Source organism: Rathayibacter sp. AY1C1 (genome assembly GCF_002932105.1).
GTDB lineage: Bacteria > Actinomycetota > Actinomycetes > Actinomycetales > Microbacteriaceae > Rathayibacter.
The window spans coordinates 115,984-132,356 of the sequence record NZ_PSWH01000005.1; the positions used below are offsets into that span (position 1 = coordinate 115,984).

The following is a 16,373-nucleotide window of genomic DNA, read 5'->3' on the forward strand; positions in this document are numbered from 1 at the left end:
TGGTGGTCTCCTCCGTGGCTCGAAAGTTGAGTTCGACGGACTCAACTTTACTCCCGCGACGGCTCCGGCGGTCAGGCCGTCAGAAGATCGCTGTCGCGGCCCTGGAGCGTCTCGAGCGCGTTCCGGAGGATCGAGCGCAGCCGGAACTCGTCGATCCCGGTCAGCGCCGAGATCTCGGCCTGCGAGAAGCCGCCGGCCGCAGCCAGCAGCAGGAGCTCGCGGTCCGGGCAGTCGAGGGCGAGCAGGCTGCTGCCGAGCGGACGCCGGGCGAGCTCGTGCGCGGACCCGAGGGTCTCGCAGAGGACCTCGAGCACCCAGAGCACGGGCTCCGGCGAGCGGGCGCCCTCGCGGGAGCGGCGCCAGACAGCGGTGAAGACGTCGGTGCAGAGCCGGTCGCGGCCGGCCGGGTCGGCCTGGACCGTGCCGACGCACGCCGAGACGAGGCCGCCGAAGCGGTCGACGAGCTCTCCCAGAGCGGAGGCGTCCCCCGTGGCGGAGCGGGTCAGCAGACGGGCGGCGTCCTGCGTCAGCGGCGGACGCACCCGTCCACCGGTCGCGTCCTCGCCTCCAGCACTCACAGGCCTCAGCGTGTCACCGACTCCGGGACGGCGGGACCAGTTGCGCGGAAGGGGGGTGACATGTAAGGAGCGGATCCGCTATCCGACATCAGAGGCGCGGCCAGCGCGCGCGGGCGAAGCAGAAGAGCCCGTAGGCGATGAGCCCGACGGCGACGAAGCCGAGGAGGAGCACACCTGCCGGCAGCTCCACGAGCGACTTCAGCGCCTCGTCGAGCCCGCCCGCCTGCTCCGGATCATGGGTGACGGCGGCGACGATCAGCAGCACGCCGAGAGCGCCGAGGACCACGCCCTTGGCGACGTAGCCGGCGACGCCGAGCACGGTGACGACGGTGCCCGCCGTACCGCCCGGCTCCGCGACGTTCTCGAGGAACTTCCTGCTCGCTCCGCGGTACACGAAGACGCCGCCGACCGCGAGGACGGCCAGTCCCGCGATCACGAGCAGCACGACTCCGCCCGGCGCCGAGAGCACCTGCGCGCTCGCGCTCTCGGACGACTCGGACGAGCTCGACCCGCCGCCCGTCGCGAACTTCAGCGCCGTCACGCCGAGGGCGCCGTAGACGACGGCCTTGCCCGCCTCCTTCAGCCGGCTGCCCCAGGTCTTCAGGGCGCTCTCGCGCGGGCGGACGAGGAACGCCTCGAGCAGCCCCCAGAGCGCCAGGCCGAAGAGGCCGACCGTGCAGATCCAGAGGATCACCAGACCGCCGGGCTGCGCCGCGAGGGCGCCGAGAGCACCGCTCTGGTCGGCCTCGCCTCCGCCGCCGCGGGCCACGCCGAGCGCGATCACTCCGATCAGGAGGTGGACGAGGCCGTTCGCCGCGAAGCCGCCGCGGGCGAGGGTCCGCACCGCCCGCGAGTCCTGGATGTCGTCGGCGGTGCGCTGGGCGTCGGCGGTGCTCGGAGTGTTCACAGGGTGGACGCTACGCGTTTCCACACCCCCGCGCCCGGCGCTCCGCCGTTCGGAGGTGCTCCCGGAGCCGGTTCTCCACACCTTTCCACAGGGTTGTCCACAGCTGTGGAATCGCTGGAAGGACGAGCGGATCACACGTCGACGGCGCGGACGAGTCCGTCCTGCACGCCGCCCAGCCAGTCGTAGACGCTGCGGATCGCGGCCGCGCTCCCCTCCTCCGGGACGACGTCGTCGGTGTCGTCGATCCCCAGCCGCACGGCCAGAGCGAGCCGCATGTCGGTCAGTGCGCGGAGCCAGGCGATCGCCTGCGGCTCCTCGAGACGGACCGCGACCTCGCCCAGCCCCTCGAAGATCCGGCCGTGACTCGTGCCGTCGCCGGCGTCGAGGGCCGCCGTGACGGCGCGGGCGTCGTCCATCTTGCGGGCGGCGAGGTCCGGAGCGGTGAAGCGGCGGAACTCGTCGGCCGCCTCGGCGTCGTCGCGGTAGGCGTCGGGCAGGAGGCGCGCGAGCGCTGGATCGGAGCGGGCCTCCTCCGCGGACGCCCCGCGGTCGAGCAGCTCGAGCATCTCGCCGGCCAGGTGGCGGAGGATCCCGGCCTCCTCGCGGTCGAAGCGGGCGACGGCCGCTCCGGAGGAGTCGCGGCGGAACGCGCGCATCAGCCGAGTCCTCGGATGCCGCGAGCGGGGTGCTCTCCGGTCTCCGCGGCCGCGGGGCGCAGCGGGGCGCTCACGCGTCGGCCTTCTGCAGCGTCGCCCACAGGCCGTAGCCGTGCATCGCCTCCACGTGCCGCTCCATCTCCTCGCGGTTGCCGGTCGCGACGACCGCGCGCCCCTCGGTGTGCACCTGCAGCATCAGCCGCTCCGCCTCGGCCCGGCCGAAGCCGAAGTAGCTGCGGAAGACGTACGAGACGTACGACATCAGGTTGACCGGATCGTCCCAGACCAGCACGATCCACGGGACCTCGGCCGCCGAGCGGGTCGCCAGGCGCTCGTCCGCGCGCTCGATCGTGTCCGCCATCCCTCCAGCGTAGGCCGCGGCGCGGGCGGACGCCCGGGCGCGCGGGCCGGAGCGTGCTGCCCGCAGCCCGCGAGTGACCAGGTGTCGTCGCACTCGGCGCGGGGGCACGAGGACGGGACCGCGAGAAGCCAGGAGTCGTCGCAGTCGAGCGCGAGTGCGACGACTCCTGGACGGTCGGAGCAGAGTCAGCAGCGGCGCCCGCCCTACGCCGACAGGCGCGGCAGGACCTCCCGGGCGAAGAAGTCGAGGTGGTCGAGGTCCTGCAGGTCCATGAACTGCAGGTAGACGCGCTCGCAGCCGGCCTCGCGGAGGGACTCGAGGCGGTCGACCGCCTCGTCGACGCCGCCGGCCACTCCGTGCTCGCGCAGCTCGGCGGGCTCGCGGCCGATCGCCGCCGCACGACGCGTGAACTCCGCCTCGTCCCCTCCGCCGACCGCGATCAGCGCGACCGAGTGCACCAGCGACGAGGGCTCGCGCCCGATCGCCCGGCACGCCTCGTCGACGCGCTCGAAGGCCCCCGGGATCGCGTCGAACTCGGGGAAGGGCAGATTGAACTCGCTCGCGAACCGCGCCGCGAGCGCCGGGGTGCGCTTGGGGCCGCCGCCACCGACGATCACCGGCAGCGGCAGGCGGGCGGGCTTGGGCAGGGCAGGGGAGTCGGTCAGCGTGTAGTGCTCGCCGGCGAAGGAGTAGCGCTCGCCGACCGGCGTCGACCACAGGCCGGTCACGATCTCGAGCTGCTCCTCGAGGAGGTCGAAGCGGCGCGGAGGGAAGGGGATGCCGTACGCGGCGTGCTCCTGCTCGAACCAGCCGGTGCCGAGGCCGAGCTCGGCACGGCCCCCGGACATCGCGTCGACCTGGGCGACCTGGATCGCGAGGATCCCCGGCGGCCGGTAGGTGACGGAGGAGACGAGGGTGCCGAGCGCGATCCGCTCGGTCTCGCGGGCGAGGCCGGCGAGTGTCGTCCACGCGTCGGACGGGCCCACGCCGGGGTCGCCGTCCCCCATCCGGAGGTAGTGGTCGGAGCGGAAGAAGCCGTCGTAGCCGAGGCTCTCGGCGGCCTGCGCGACGGCGAGGAGGTCCTCGTAGCTCGCGCCCTGCTGGGGTTCGGTGAACACTCTGAACTGCACGGGTCCAGCCTCCCGCACCGGGGCCGGATCATGCCAGCCCGGCTCCCCCGGCCGGGGCCGCCGACGGGCCCCCGTGTACCGTGGACGGTTGCCGCCGACGAGAGGACCCCATGTCCGAGCACCCGTCCTCCCCGGACACCGCCCCCGCCACCGCGGGCACGACCGCCCCTCCGCACCGCCTCGCACGGTGGGTCTTCTGGCCCGCCGCCGTCCTCACGCTGTCGATCGCGGCCTTCGCGATCCTCGCGCCCGACGCCGCGACCTCCGTGTTCTCGACGCTGCAGACCACCGTCGTCAACACGTTCAGCTGGTACTACGTGCTGATCGCCGCGGTCTTCGTGGCCTTCGCCATCTGGATGGGCGTGAGCCGCTTCGGCGACATCAAGCTCGGCGCCGACGACGACGAGCCCGAGTTCTCGATGCTCGCCTGGATCTCGCTCCTCTTCGCCGCCGGCATGGGCATCGGCCTCGTCTTCTACGGCGTCGCGGAGCCGCTCACCCACTTCGCCACTCCGCGCCCGGGCGTCACCGGCACCGAGACGCAGCTCGCGCAGAGCGCGATCTCGCAGACCTACCTGCACTGGGGCGTCCACGCCTGGTCCATCTACGTGGTGGTCGGCCTCGCCCTCGCCTACGCGATCCACCGCCGCAAGCGGCCGGTGTCGATCCGCTGGGCGCTGGAGCCGCTGCTGGGCCGCCGGGTCCGCGGCGGCTGGGGCAACGCGATCGACGTGGTCGCCCTGGTCGGCACCATGTTCGGAGTCGCGACCTCGCTCGGCCTGGGCGTCACCCAGATCTCGGCGGGCCTGGAGGCGAGCGGCATCGTGGAGTCGTCGCTCACCGTGCAGATCGTGGTCATCGCCGTGGTCACCGGCCTGACCGTCCTCTCGCTGATCTCGGGCGTGGGCAAGGGCATGAAGTGGCTCTCGACCGGCAACCTGCTGCTCGCCGCGGCGCTCCTCGTCTTCGTGCTCGTCGCCGGCCCGACCCAGTTCCTCCTGCGCGAGTTCGTGCAGTCGCTCGGCAACTACCTGCAGAACTTCATCGGCCTGACCTTCACGGTCAGCGCCTACGCCGGCCGCGAGGGCGAGCAGTGGCAGGCCTCGTGGACGACGTTCTACTGGGGCTGGTGGATGTCGTGGGCGCCGTTCGTCGGCATCTTCATCGCCCGCGTCTCCAAGGGCCGGACGGTCCGCGAGTTCGTCGGCGGCGTGCTGCTCGTGCCGACCATCATGACCTTCCTCTGGTTCAGCGTCCTCGGCGGCACGGCCATCTACCGGGAGCTCTACGGCGACGTCGGCCTGGTCGGCGCCGACGGCTCGGTGGACACCAACCTGGCGCTCTTCTCGATGCTGCAGGGACTGCCCGCGGGCTCGGTGCTGACGATCGGCGCGATCCTCCTCATCGGCGTCTTCTTCGTGACCTCCGCCGACTCCGGAGCGCTCGTGATGTCGATGATCGCGACCGGCGGCGAGCCGGAGCCGCGCAACCGCATCCGCGTGTTCTTCGCCGTCGCGACCGCGCTGCTCGCCCTGTCGCTCCTGATCGCCGGCGGCCTCGACGCCCTGCAGACCGCGGCGATCCTCTCGGCCCTGCCGTTCAGCGTCGTGATGATCCTGATGTGCGTCGCGACGGTGATCGCCTTCCGCCGCGAGATCCGCGCCTACGACAAGGCCCGCCGCAAGGCGTTCGTCGGCGACATCGGCACGTTCTACGGCCTCGAGGTCGAGGATCCGGCGGAGCGCGAGCCCGCCCACCCGATCAAGCGCCTCGCGAGCCGCCTGAAGCCGGGGTCGAAGGAGTAGTCGGCTCGGAGGAGCAGCCAGGTCGGAGGAGGCCGGGCGCCGCTGGGGCGCCCGGCCGGCCGATCAGCTGGGCGACGGGATGAAGGGGTGCTCCGGCGGGTCCTGGTCGTCGCCGAGGCGGGCGTCGGCGCCCTGGTCGAGCGCCTCGTCGATCGACTCGGGGTCGTCGATCTCGGCCGGGTCCTCCGGCGGAACCGGCAGGGAGTCGCCGTCGGGGCGGGTGGTGTCGGTGACGTCCTCGGGGGCGTCGAAGCCGAAGCTGCTCATGGTTCCCTCTCCGCGGTGCGCCCGGGAGGCGGCGCCGCTGCGGGCAGCCTAGGTCGCGCCCCCGGAGGCGGTCACGGACTTGACGAAGCGCCCGAGGGGCCCCGCGGGGTCGGCCTGCTCCGGAGGAGCCTCCGCCCCGGCAGCCGTCAGTGCACGTACTCGAGCAGGTCGGTTCCGAGGGTGCGCATGCCCTCCAGCACCGCGAGGCGGTAGTGCAGGGTCGTGTCGTCGAACTGGGTGGCGACCGCGTAGGCGACTCCGGCGCGCGGGCCGCGGAGGACGCCGGCCTCGGCGCGGACGCCGACGTCGGTGCCGGTCGCGTTGACGAGCAGGACCCCGTGGTCGGGGTGGCGGTGCGCGAGCGGGTCGAGCCCGAACGAGGCGGCGACCATCGAGAGGTCGGTTCCCAGCGAGAGCCAGCCGATCACCCGCGAGCTCACGGCGGCGTCGACGATCTCGCCGTTCGCGAGCGTGGCGAGCAGCCAGGTCAGCTCGCGGGCGGAGCCGATCGAGAGCTGCGGCGCGTCGTCGGGGCCGCGCTCGTCGCGCACGACGTCGAGCAGGGCGGTGCGGGAGAGGCCGAGCGCCTCGGCCCGCTCGCGCACGGCGTCGAGACCGACGCGGCGCAGCAGGACGTTGGTCGCGAGGTTGTCGCTGGAGGCCCCGACGAGGGCGGCGAGGTCGGCGATCGGCATCGACGGCACCTGGAGGTGCTGCCAGAGCCCGGAGCCCGAGACCGCGTCCGCCGCGGTCCGGTCGACCAGGCGCAGGTTCTCCTGCGGCTCGTTCGCCAGCCGGGCGGCGACCTCGATCAGCAGCACGACGGTGCCGAGGGAGGCGGTGGGCATCGAGACGGAGTCGTCGACCGCGAACAGGGTGCGGCCGGTCGCCAGGTCGACGGCGCGCGCCGAGACGACGACCCCGTCGATCGCGAGACGGCCGAGGGCGTCGAAGCCGCGCTGGAAGTTCTCGCGGTCGCCGCCGCCCTTGTGGCGCCCCCGGCGGTTGCGTCGGCTCTCACGGCGGGTCTCGCTGGTGGGGATCACCACGGGTACGGCCCCTCTACGGGTCGGGAGTGCGGTCGTGCGGAGGGGGGACCTGGGTCCTCACGCGCCGGCAGGACGCGCGATCGGCGGACGACCCCGCGGCATCGGTCGGCTCTCGATGCCCGGGGCTCCTCGTCCGTGGTGCGGAGGTGGTCGGCGGCGACTACCAGATGGTGACGCGCTCGCTCGGGGAGAGCCAGAGGGCGTCGCCTTCGGAGACGTCAAAAGTAGCGTAGAACTCGTCGATGTTCCGGACGATCTGGTTGCAGCGGAACTCGGCCGGAGCGTGCGGATCGATGGCGAGGAGGCGGATCGTCTCCTCGTCGCGGGACTTCTGCTGCCAGGCCTGCGCCCAGGAGAGGAAGAAGCGCTCGGCGCCGGTCAGGCCGTCCACGACGGCCGGCTCCTCGCCGTCCAGCGAGAGCAGGTACGCCTTCCAGGCGATGCCGAGACCGCCGAGGTCGCCGATGTTCTCGCCGATGGTCAGGGCGCCGTTCACGTGGTGCCCGGGCGTGGTCGCGGGAGCGAGCGCGTCGTACTGCGCGATGAGCGCCTTCGTCCGCTCCTCGAACGCGGCCCGGTCCTCCTCGGTCCACCAGTCGGTGAGGCGGCCGTCGCCGTCGAAGCGCGAGCCCTGGTCGTCGAAGCCGTGGCCGATCTCGTGGCCGATGACGGCGCCGATCGCTCCGTAGTTCGCGGCGGGGTCGCGGGCCTCGTCGAAGAAGGGGAACTGCAGGATCGCGGCCGGGAAGACGATCTCGTTGAAGCCCGGGTTGTAGTACGCGTTGATCGTCTGCGGGGTCATGAACCACTCGTCGCGGTCGAGCGGGCGGCCGATCTTGCCGAGCTCGCGGGCGAACTCGAACTCGGCCACGCGGCGGGCGTTGCCGAGCAGGTCGGCCGGGTCGATCGAGAGGGCGGAGTAGTCGCGCCAGCGCACCGGGTAGCCGATCTTGGGCGTGAACTTCGCGAGCTTCTCGAGCGCGCGCTCGCGGGTGGCGGGGCTCATCCACTCCAGGTCGACGATGGAGCGGCGGTACGCCTCGATGAGGTTCGCGACCAGTACGTCCATCGCGGCCTTCGCCGTCTCGGGGAAGTGGCGGGCGACGTAGGTGCGGCCGACCGCCTCGCCGAGCGAGCCCTCGACGAGCGAGACGGCGCGCTTCCAGCGCTCCCGCTTCTGCGGGGTGCCGGTGAGGGTGCGGCCGTAGAAGTCGAAGTTGGCGTCGACGAAGCCGCTGGACAGGTAGGCCGCGGCTCCGCGGATCACCTGCCAGGACAGCCAGTCGCGCCAGGCCGGGAGCCGGTCCTCGGTGAGCAGGCCCGCGAGGCCCTGGAGGAAGCTCGGCTGGCGGACGACCACCTCGGCGAGCGCCCCCTCCGGAGCGCCCATCGCGGTGAGCCACACGCCGAGGTCGACGCCCGCGGCGAGCTCCTCGACCTCGGACCAGGAGCGGAGGTTGTAGGTCGCCTGGCTGTCGCGGCTGCGGACCTTGTCCCAGTGCGCGGCGGCCAGGTCCGTCTCGAGGGCGACGATGCGCTCGGCGCGGGCCTCGGTGGCGTCGATGCCGGCCAGGGCCAGCATCCGCGCGACGAACGGCGTGTAGGCCTCGCGGACGGAGGCGAACTCCTCCTCGCGGTAGTAGCTCTCGTCCGGCAGGCCGAGGCCGCCCTGGTTGACGAAGACGAGGTAGCGCTCAGGGCTTCCCGGGTCGTTGTCGACGAAGAGGCCGAAGAGCCCGGGGACGCCGGTGCGCTCGAAGGCGCCGACCGCGCGGAGCAGGCCGGGGATCGAGTCGACCCGCTGCACGGCGGCGAGGTCGTCGGCGATCGGGGCGGCGCCGAGCTCCCCGGCCCGCTCCTCGTCCATGAAGGAGGCGTAGAGGTCGCCGAACAGGCGCTCCTCGGTGCCGTGCTGCGCGGTCTGCGCCTCGACGATGATGTCGCGCACGGCCTTCTCCGCCTCCTCCTGGAGCACGTGGAAGGAGCCGTAGCGCGCCTTGTCGGCGGGGATCTCGGTGCGGTCGATCCAGAGCCCGTTGACGTGCCGGTAGAGGTCGTCCTGCGGGCGCGTCGCGGGGTCGAGTTCGGAGCGGTCGATACCGGAGCGAGGCGTCGTCGAGGTCATGGCGGACAGCCTACGTCGGGGCGCCGACACGGTGGCGCGAGGTGCGGCGGGTCGAGCGTGGAGCCGCGGAGGGCGGGCGCGGAGCCGCGGACGGGAGTGCCCGGCGCGGAGACGCGGGAGGGCCGGGCGCGCCTGCGTCCGGCTCGCGGGGGCGGACTGCTCCTGCGAGCCGGACGGTGGCCGACGGGGACGCCGGAGCGTCAGCGCCCGAGCTGCTCCTCGACGTACGCGCGGATCGGCGTGGTCGGCCGCCCGATCAGGCGGGCGAGCGAGCCGTCGGTCCCGCCGAGGAGGCCGTCGGCGATGTTCGCGTCGAGGCCGACGACGAAGCCGACTCCGCCCTCGGGGACGCCGGCGCCGGTGAGGACGCGGGCGTGCTCGTCGGAGGAGACGTGGCTGATCGCGGCGTCGCGTCCGGCGACCTCGGCGACGATCGCGGCCAGCTCGTCGAAGCTCCAGGCGGTGTCGCCGGAGAGCTCGTGCACGGTGCCGACCAGGGACGGGTCGGTCAGGGCGACCGCTGCGGCCTCGGCGTAGTCGGTGCGCGCGGCGCTGGCGACGCGGCCCTCGCCGGCGCTCGAGAGGGTGCTGCCGGTGGAGGCGAGCTCGGCGACGGTCTGCTCGTAGTTCTCGTTGTACCAGCCGTTGCGGAGGACGACGGCGGGGACTCCGCTGGCGGCGATCGCCTCCTCCGTGGCCTTGTGCTCGGGGGCGAGGATGAGCGCGCTCGTGGTCGCCTTCGGGGCGCTCGTGTAGACCAGGCGCGCGCCGGCGCGGACGGCGGCGCCGATCGCGGCGGTGTGCTGCGCGACGCGCCTGCCGACCTCGGAGCCCGAGACGAGGAGGACGGCCTCGGCGCCGGAGAAGGCGGCGTCGAGCGAGGCGGGGTCGTCGAAGTCCGCGACGGCGGTGCGGACGCCGAGGTCGGCGGCGAGCGCCTCGAGCTTCGCGGCGTCGCGGCCGGTGGCGACGATGTCGGAGGCGGCGGTGCCGCGGGCGAGCAGGTGCTCGACGGCGAGACGGCCGAGGTGGCCGGTGGCTCCGGTGACGACGAGGGTCATGAGGGGTCCTTCCTGACGGGTGGGGCGGGCGGGGTCCGCCGCCAGGAGGGTGCAACCGGCGCATCCTCCTCCTGCTTCCCGGAATGCAGTACCCACTATTTCGTTAGTACTGTCATCACCCCTGTCCCGAGGAGCACCCATGACGATCGCCGACTCCCCCCTGCTCGCCGGGGACGTCTACTCCGCCGACTGCCCGAGCCGCGAGGTCTTCGGCCACGTCACCAGCAAGTGGGGCGTCCTGGTGCTCGCGGCGCTCGCTCCAGGCACGCTGCGCTGGGGCGCTCTGCGGCGCCGGATCGGCGGGATCAGCGAGAAGATGCTCGCTCAGACGCTGCGGATCCTGGAGGAGGACGGCTTCGTGCACCGCGAGGCGCGGCCGGTCGTCCCGCCGCACGTCGAGTACCGGCTGACGCCGCTGGGAGCGGAGCTGGCGGATCGGCTGCTGCCGGTCGTCGGGTGGATCGCGGGGAACGTCGGGGCGGTCCTGGAGGCGCGCTCGGAGGGCCGCCGGGAGGGAAGGTGAGCCTCACCTTCTTGTGAGAACGTTCACGTCCCGTTCAGGGAGGAGCCTCCACCCGGCGGCATCGGCGCCCCCTCCCCCTGCTTGCCTCGATCGCGTCTCCTGCTCGTGATCGAAGGACCTCCATGTCGGACACCGCCCGCCGCCCGCTCCTCCTCCCGATGGCCGGCCACGTGCGCGGCAAGCGCAGCCCCGTCACCTGCGCGCTGAAGTGCGCCAACGCCTGCTCCACCGCGACCTGCAACACGTCGCACAACAGCTACTTCCGCGACATCGTCTCGTCGCAGCTCTCCCGCCGCAGCGCCCTCGGCCTCGGCCTGGCCGGCGCGGTCACCGTCGCCGTCGCCTCCGCCGGAGGAGCGCCCACCGCCGAGGCGGCCGTGGCGACCGCGGCCGACGGCTCGCCGCTCGCCTTCACTCCCATCGCTCCGGTGCCGTACACGGTCGACCGGTTCACCGTCCCCGAGGGCTTCGCCTGGCAGCCGATCATCCGCTGGGGCGACCCGCTCTTCGCCGACAGCCCCGCCTTCGACATCGCCGACCAGACGGAGGCCGCCCAGGCCGCGCAGTTCGGCTACAACAACGACTACACCGACATCGTCGAGATCCCGGGCTCGAAGCGCCTCCGCGCCCTGCTCGTCGTGAACCACGAGTACACGAACGAGAGCATCATGTTCCCGGCCGCGCAGCTCGAGGCGGAGCCGGAGCGCGTGCGCGCCGTCGGCCGCGCCGCCCACGGCCTCAGCATCGTCGAGCTGGTCCGCACCGCGGTCGACCGCCCGTGGGCCTACGTCCGCGGGGGCGAGCGCAACCGCCGCTACCTGCTCGACACCCCCTACGAGGTGACCGGCGCCGCCGCCGGCACCGACCTGCTGAAGACGGTCGCCGACCCCGAGGGCCGCACCGTGCTCGGCACGCTCGGCAACTGCTCCGGGGGCACGACGCCGTGGGGCACGATCCTCTCGGGCGAGGAGAACTTCAACGGCTACTTCCGCGCCGTCGGCACGAGCGACGCCGAGAAGCGCTACGGCCTCGCCGACTCCGAGACCTCGCGCCTCTGGGAGCTCGACGACCCCCGCTTCGACGCCCGCACCCCGGGCTACGAGAACGAGCCGAACCGCTTCGGCTGGATCGTGGAGTTCGACCCCTTCGACCCCGACTCCACGCCGAAGAAGCACACGGCGCTCGGCCGGCTCAAGCACGAGGGCGCGAACGTCATCATCGCCCCGGACGGCCGCGTGGTCGCGTACCAGGGGGACGACGAGCGCTTCGACTACCTCTACAAGTTCGTCTCGACGAAGCGCTACATCGAGGGCGACCGCGCCCACAACAAGACCCTGCTGGAGGAGGGCGACCTCTACGTCGCCCGCTTCACCGGCGACTCCCCCGTCGCCGAGATCACCGGCACCGGGGCGGTCCCCTCGGACGGCGGCTTCGACGGCATCGGCGAGTGGCTGCCCCTGGTGCTGAACGGCGCCTCGACGATCGCCGGGATGAGCGTCGCCGAGGTGCTCGTGCACACCCGCCAGGCGGCGGACGCCGCGGGCGCGACCAAGATGGACCGCTGCGAGGACGTGCAGCCCAGCCTGGTCAGCGGCCGGATCTACGTGGCCTGCACCAACAACTCCGCCCGCGGCACCGAGGGCGCCAAGGAGGGCGCGACCGAGGTCAACCCGCGCACCGAGAACCGCGACGGCCACATCGTCGAGATCATCGAGGACGGCGGCGACCAGACCGGCCGCACCTTCACCTGGAACCTGCTGATGCTCTGCGGCGACCAGGCGCAGGGCGACGTCGTCTACTTCTCCGGCTTCCCGGCGGACCAGGTCTCGCCGATCTCGTGCCCGGACAACCTGGCCTTCGACTCGGTCGGGAACCTCTGGATCTCGACCGACGGCGCCCCGAGCGGCATCGGCTACAACGACGGGCTCTTCAAGGTCGCGCTCGAGGGCGCGACGCGCGGCAGGGTGGAGCAGTTCCTCTCGGTGCCCCGCGACGCCGAGACCTGCGGACCGATCGTCCACGACCTCGACCAGCACGTGTTCGTGGCGGTGCAGCACCCGGGCGAGGAGGGCACCTTCGAGGCGCCGAACTCGTTCTTCCCGGACTACGGATCGACGGCGGCGGGAGCGGTGGCGGCACCGCGTCCGACCATCGTGCAGATCCTGCCGGCGTCGCAGGTGGTGGCGCCGACTCCGACGCCGACCGCCGGGCCGACCACGGCACCGACGACCCCGCCGACCACCGCGCCCACGGCGACTCCCACCACGGCACCGACCGCCGGGCCGACCGCGGCGCCCACCGCGGCTCCGTCCCCGGTGCCCACGACCGCGCCGACCGGCACGCCCACCCCGCTGCCCGTCGGGGGCTCGGGCGGCGGGCTGGCCTCGACCGGAGTCGAGAGCGTCGGCCTGATCGCGGGCGCCACCGCGCTCCTGGCCGCGGGCGCCACCGCGCTCGGACTCGGAGCGCGCCGCCGCGCGGCCGCCGAGGGCGAGGACGACCCGCAGGCGTGAGGCCGGACAGGGCCCGGGACCGATCGCAGGATCGGGGCCCGGGCCCTGTCGCGCTCGGGGACCCGCCGCTCAGGCCCCCGGGACCGGCGGGCCGGTGCGCCAGCGGAGGATCGCCGCGGCGTCGGCGTCGTGCGGCAGCGTCACCACGTCGATCCCCTCCGGAGCGGTGCGGGAGTCGGTGACGAGCACGCGCGCGTCCGTGAGCACGGCGGCGCGGGCCAGCGCGAGGGCGGCGTCGACGGAGTCGATCACCTCGGCGCCCAGCGCCTCCTCCGGGGCCGACGCGACCCACGGCTCCGCGGCGAGCGCCAGCAGAGCGCGCTCGCGCAGTCGGCCGGGGTCGAGCACCAGCGTCTCGACCTGCGCCGAGGCCAGCGCCGTGACGATCGCGCCGAGCGAGTACTCGACGGTGCGGCGCGGCTCCCCGGTGCGCAGGGCGTCGAGCACGTCCTCCTTCTCGCGCAGCAGGATCCGGTCGAGCTGCTCGTCGACGAACCGCTCCAGCGCCCCCTCCTCGCTGCCGGCGGCCCGCGTGTTCACGGGCTCGACGGCCAGGATCGCGGCGCTGCTCGGCGAGAGCTGCTGCGCGAGCAGCTGCCGGGCGTGGATGTCCCCCGCGACGACCAGCAGGCACGGCCGGTGCACGCGCACGAGCTCGTCCACCGCGGCGGCGAGCTCGGCCTGCGTGCGCCGCCAGATCTCCTCCGCGTGGTGGTGGAACCGGTCGTGCCGCCAGCCGCCAGCCTGCGCCTTGTGGAGGGTGTCGGTGCGGCCCTGCACGGCCTGCTCGGCCTCGGGTCGCTGCGCGCCCAGGCGGCGCAGGCGGATCTCGCCGCCGTCCCGCGAGGTCTCGACGACGAGGACGCGCAGGTCGGGCCGGTGCTGCAGCAGCGGCACGATGTCGGGGAGCGGGCTGTAGGAGACGCCCTCGGGCGCGACCGGCCGACCCGGCAGCACCTCGTTCAGCACGACCCTCCCGTCCACGGCGACCGCGAAGAGGCAGCAGCCGCCCTGGGGGCGCCCGGCCCCCTCGAGCAGAGCGGTGAGGGCCCGGATGTCGGCCTGCGGCGCACCCTGGCGGGCGAGCTCGTCTCCGAGGGACGTGGCGCGCTCGAGCGAGATGTCCGGCGGATCGCCGGAGTCGATCGCGAGGTCGACGTAGAGCTGCGACACGGGCCGGGAGTCGCGGAGGAGCTCGGCCAGGGTCGGGAGAGCGGGGGTGGTGGTCACCATCGGGTCGTCCTTTCCTGTCGTGTCCCGACAGTGTCGGACGGCAGGAGCGGGAGGAGGGACGGGGTTGACTGCTCGCGCGCGCCTCAGAGCAGGCGGCGCGCGGAGGCCCAGGCGGTGAGCTCGTAGCGGGAGGAGAGCTGCAGCTTGCGGAGGACGGCGGAGACGTGGGACTCGACCGTCTTGACCGAGATGAAGAGCTCGGCGGCCGCCTCCTTGTAGGCGTAGCCGCGGGCGATCAGGCGCATCACCTCGCGCTCGCGGGCCGAGAGCCGGTCGAGCTCGTCCACCGACTCCGCCTGCTCGCCCGCCAGCGCCCCGAAGGCGTCGAGCACGAAGCCGGCCAGGCGCGGCGAGAACACGGCGTCCCCGCCCGCCACCGCGAGCACGGCCCGGCTCACCTCGGCTCCGGAGCTGGCCTTGGTGATGTAGCCGCGGGCGCCCGCGCGGATCACGCCGACCACGTCCTCCGCGGCGTCCGAGACGCTGAGCGCCAGGAAGCGCGACGACGACCCGGCGCTGCGCCGCAGCACCTCGGCCCCGCCTCCGCCCGCACCGCCCGGCAGGTGCACGTCGAGCAGCACCACCTCGGGCGCGAGCGAGGCGACCAGGCCGACGGCGGAGTCGACGTCGGCCGCCTCCCCGACGACCTCGAGCTCGGGGGCGAGGTCGGCCCGCAGGCCGGAGCGGAAGATGGAGTGGTCGTCGACCAGCAGCACGCGGGTCACCGCTCGACCTCCGCGGGGAGCCGCAGATGCACCTCGGTGCCGGTGCCGCCGACTCCGGGGCGCACGGTCGCGCTGCCGCCCGCGCGCGCCATCCGGCCGATGATCGACTCGCGGATGCCGAGGCGGTCGCCGGGCACCTCGTCGAGGACGACGCCGGGGCCGCGGTCGCGCACGAACACGTCGACGCCCTGCACGGAGGACTCGAGGTACACCGAGACGTCGCCGCCCGCGTGCCGGGCCGCGTTGAGCACGGCCTCGCGGGTCGCGGCGAGGAGCGCGGCGGCGCCGGGGACGGACGCTCCGACAGCCACCACCTCGAGGTGCACGGGGTAGTCGAGCTCGACGGCGGCGGCGATCGCCCGGACCTCGGCGGCCAGGTCGTTGGCGACCGGGACGTCGCGCTCGAACAGCCAGTCGCGCAGCTCCCGCTCCTGGGCGCGGGCGATGCGGGCGACCTCGCTCGAGGCTCCGGCGCGGTTCTGGATGAGCGCGAGGGTCTGCAGCACGGAGTCGTGCAGGTGCGCGGCGATCTCGGCCCGCTGCTCCTCGCGCACGCGGGCGGCGCGCTCGCCCATCAGCTCGGACCAGAGGGTCACCACCCGGGGCGCGGCCAGCACGCCGGCGGCGATCAGCAGCACGCCCACGGCGAGCACCGCGTTGAGCGCGCTCGGGCGGCCGGTGAGCACGGCCGCTCCGGCGAGCACCAGCAGCGCGCAGGAGGCGAGGCGCACTGCGGAGCCGTACCGGGCGGAGCGGACGGCGTCGCCGCGGTCGAGCCCGAGGCTCCAGCCGACGGCTCCTCCCGCGAGCAGGCCGACGGCGACGAGCGCGCGCGTGATGTCGGCGTCGTCGCCGCTGTCGACGGCGATCAGCACGGCGAGCGCCGCGACGGCGGCGGCGAGGGTCAGCAGGCCGGCCACGGGAGCGGAGCGGCGGACGGCCGGATCCGCGTCGCGCGAGTCGAGCGGCGCGAGGGGCACCAGGGCCCAGAGCCAGAGGTAGAGGAGCGCGCCGCCCCCGCCGAGCGCGGTCGTGAGGGCGGCCAGGAGGCGGGTCCTCCGCACGCTCCAGCCGAGGTGGTCGGCGACCGCGGTGCACACTCCGCCGAGCAGCATCGTCCGCGGCCGCTGCAGCGGGGGGCGGACGGCGGTGCCGGGGACTGTGCTCACCCCTGCATCCAAACAGGTCGGCCGCACGATCGGGGGTGCTCTCGGGGTCGGATCAGGGGTTCCCCCGATGGTCGGGGCCGTGGGGCGCACGGGAGACTCGCAGCATGACAGGACAGAGCACGACCCCGCCGGGCTCCGCGGAGCCGGACGGCACGGAGGCGGCGAGCACAGCGACGACGCCGATCGGGACGGATCCCGGAGCGGCCGGACCCGACAGCGCCGGCCCGGACAGCACCGGCCCCGAGAGCCCCGACCCGGGAGCCCCCGGCCC

14 protein-coding genes and 1 pseudogene are annotated in these 16,373 nt (G+C 73.9%); 3 read left to right on the forward strand and 12 right to left on the reverse strand.

Annotated elements, in window-relative coordinates; translation table 11 throughout:
* Positions 1–71 precede the first annotated feature (71 nt).
* The 5 genes from C5C71_RS04145 to C5C71_RS04165 all read right to left on the reverse strand — a co-directional run bounded on the left by C5C71_RS04145 (position 72) and on the right by C5C71_RS04165 (position 3,632).
* A complete protein-coding gene (locus C5C71_RS04145; RefSeq protein WP_146078885.1) occupies positions 72–578 on the reverse strand; it encodes an RNA polymerase sigma factor in 507 nt (168 codons plus the stop codon).
* Between the two features lie 88 nt (positions 579–666).
* Entirely contained in the window at positions 667–1,485 is an 819-nt protein-coding gene (locus tag C5C71_RS04150) for a DUF1206 domain-containing protein (protein WP_104225741.1), read from the reverse strand.
* A gap of 131 nt (positions 1,486–1,616) precedes the next feature.
* Positions 1,617–2,141 carry a DUF2017 domain-containing protein gene (locus tag C5C71_RS04155; RefSeq protein WP_104337183.1) on the reverse strand — a complete coding sequence of 175 codons (525 nt, stop codon included), beginning with the start codon at positions 2,139–2,141 and terminating at the stop codon, positions 1,617–1,619.
* A gap of 70 nt (positions 2,142–2,211) precedes the next feature.
* A complete protein-coding gene (gene clpS / locus C5C71_RS04160; protein WP_104222829.1) occupies positions 2,212–2,502 on the reverse strand; it encodes an ATP-dependent Clp protease adapter ClpS in 291 nt (96 codons plus the stop codon).
* Positions 2,503–2,705: 203 nt separating this feature from the next.
* Positions 2,706–3,632, reverse strand: coding sequence for an LLM class F420-dependent oxidoreductase (locus C5C71_RS04165; RefSeq protein WP_104222830.1), 927 nt, complete (start codon positions 3,630–3,632; stop codon positions 2,706–2,708).
* 110 nt (positions 3,633–3,742) lie between these two features.
* On the opposite strand from C5C71_RS04165, the gene C5C71_RS04170 reads away from it, so the two are divergent.
* Positions 3,743–5,437: a BCCT family transporter gene (locus C5C71_RS04170; RefSeq protein WP_104337184.1), complete on the forward strand. Its 1,695-nt coding sequence runs from the start codon at positions 3,743–3,745 to the stop codon at positions 5,435–5,437.
* A gap of 63 nt (positions 5,438–5,500) precedes the next feature.
* Here the strand turns inward: C5C71_RS04170 and C5C71_RS04175 are convergent, their stop codons facing one another.
* The 4 genes from C5C71_RS04175 to C5C71_RS04190 form a co-directional block, all read right to left on the reverse strand.
* Positions 5,501–5,704: a hypothetical protein gene (locus tag C5C71_RS04175; RefSeq protein ID WP_104222832.1), complete on the reverse strand. Its 204-nt coding sequence runs from the start codon at positions 5,702–5,704 to the stop codon at positions 5,501–5,503.
* A 146-nt stretch (positions 5,705–5,850) separates the two neighbouring features.
* Positions 5,851–6,753 (reverse strand): serine hydrolase, encoded by a 903-nt coding sequence (locus C5C71_RS04180; RefSeq protein ID WP_104337185.1) that lies wholly within the window; start codon positions 6,751–6,753, stop codon positions 5,851–5,853.
* Between the two features lie 160 nt (positions 6,754–6,913).
* Complete coding sequence (locus tag C5C71_RS04185; protein ID WP_104337186.1) at positions 6,914–8,878, reverse strand: M13 family metallopeptidase; 1,965 nt, start codon at positions 8,876–8,878, stop codon at positions 6,914–6,916.
* Positions 8,879–9,078: 200 nt separating this feature from the next.
* Positions 9,079–9,939: an NmrA family NAD(P)-binding protein gene (locus C5C71_RS04190; RefSeq protein ID WP_104247987.1), complete on the reverse strand. Its 861-nt coding sequence runs from the start codon at positions 9,937–9,939 to the stop codon at positions 9,079–9,081.
* Between the two features lie 139 nt (positions 9,940–10,078).
* Between C5C71_RS04190 and C5C71_RS04195 the strand changes: the two genes are divergently transcribed.
* Both C5C71_RS04195 and C5C71_RS04200 read left to right on the forward strand, forming a co-directional pair.
* Complete coding sequence (locus C5C71_RS04195; RefSeq protein WP_181065641.1) at positions 10,079–10,462, forward strand: helix-turn-helix domain-containing protein; 384 nt, start codon at positions 10,079–10,081, stop codon at positions 10,460–10,462.
* A 122-nt stretch (positions 10,463–10,584) separates the two neighbouring features.
* Positions 10,585–12,624: pseudogene (locus tag C5C71_RS04200) on the forward strand (PhoX family phosphatase); the annotation flags it as partial.
* Between the two features lie 420 nt (positions 12,625–13,044).
* On the opposite strand, the gene C5C71_RS04205 reads toward C5C71_RS04200, so the two are convergent.
* The 3 genes from C5C71_RS04205 to C5C71_RS04215 form a co-directional block, all read right to left on the reverse strand.
* On the reverse strand, positions 13,045–14,208 hold the full coding sequence (locus tag C5C71_RS04205; protein ID WP_104337188.1) for a Vms1/Ankzf1 family peptidyl-tRNA hydrolase: 1,164 nt from the start codon (positions 14,206–14,208) through the stop codon (positions 13,045–13,047).
* Positions 14,209–14,291: 83 nt separating this feature from the next.
* Positions 14,292–14,933: a response regulator transcription factor gene (locus tag C5C71_RS04210; RefSeq protein WP_104225749.1), complete on the reverse strand. Its 642-nt coding sequence runs from the start codon at positions 14,931–14,933 to the stop codon at positions 14,292–14,294.
* Positions 14,930–16,102 carry a sensor histidine kinase gene (locus tag C5C71_RS04215; RefSeq protein WP_104337189.1) on the reverse strand — a complete coding sequence of 391 codons (1,173 nt, stop codon included), beginning with the start codon at positions 16,100–16,102 and terminating at the stop codon, positions 14,930–14,932. Before C5C71_RS04215 ends, C5C71_RS04210 begins: the two co-directional genes overlap by 4 nt.
* Positions 16,103–16,373: the final 271 nt, after the last annotated feature.

Excerpts from the sequence above, each read along its gene's own strand:
- C5C71_RS04155 (WP_104337183.1), bottom strand. The coding sequence starts at position 2,141 with ATGCGCGCGTTCCGCCGCGACTCCTCCGGAGCGGCCGTCGCCCGCTTC.
- clpS (WP_104222829.1), bottom strand. The coding sequence starts at position 2,502 with ATGGCGGACACGATCGAGCGCGCGGACGAGCGCCTGGCGACCCGCTCG.
- C5C71_RS04170 (WP_104337184.1), top strand. The coding sequence starts at position 3,743 with ATGTCCGAGCACCCGTCCTCCCCGGACACCGCCCCCGCCACCGCGGGC.
- C5C71_RS04175 (WP_104222832.1), bottom strand. The coding sequence starts at position 5,704 with ATGAGCAGCTTCGGCTTCGACGCCCCCGAGGACGTCACCGACACCACC.
- C5C71_RS04185 (WP_104337186.1), bottom strand. The coding sequence starts at position 8,878 with ATGACCTCGACGACGCCTCGCTCCGGTATCGACCGCTCCGAACTCGAC.
- C5C71_RS04190 (WP_104247987.1), bottom strand. The coding sequence starts at position 9,939 with ATGACCCTCGTCGTCACCGGAGCCACCGGCCACCTCGGCCGTCTCGCC.
- C5C71_RS04195 (WP_181065641.1), top strand. The coding sequence starts at position 10,079 with ATGACGATCGCCGACTCCCCCCTGCTCGCCGGGGACGTCTACTCCGCC.
- C5C71_RS04205 (WP_104337188.1), bottom strand. The coding sequence starts at position 14,208 with ATGGTGACCACCACCCCCGCTCTCCCGACCCTGGCCGAGCTCCTCCGC.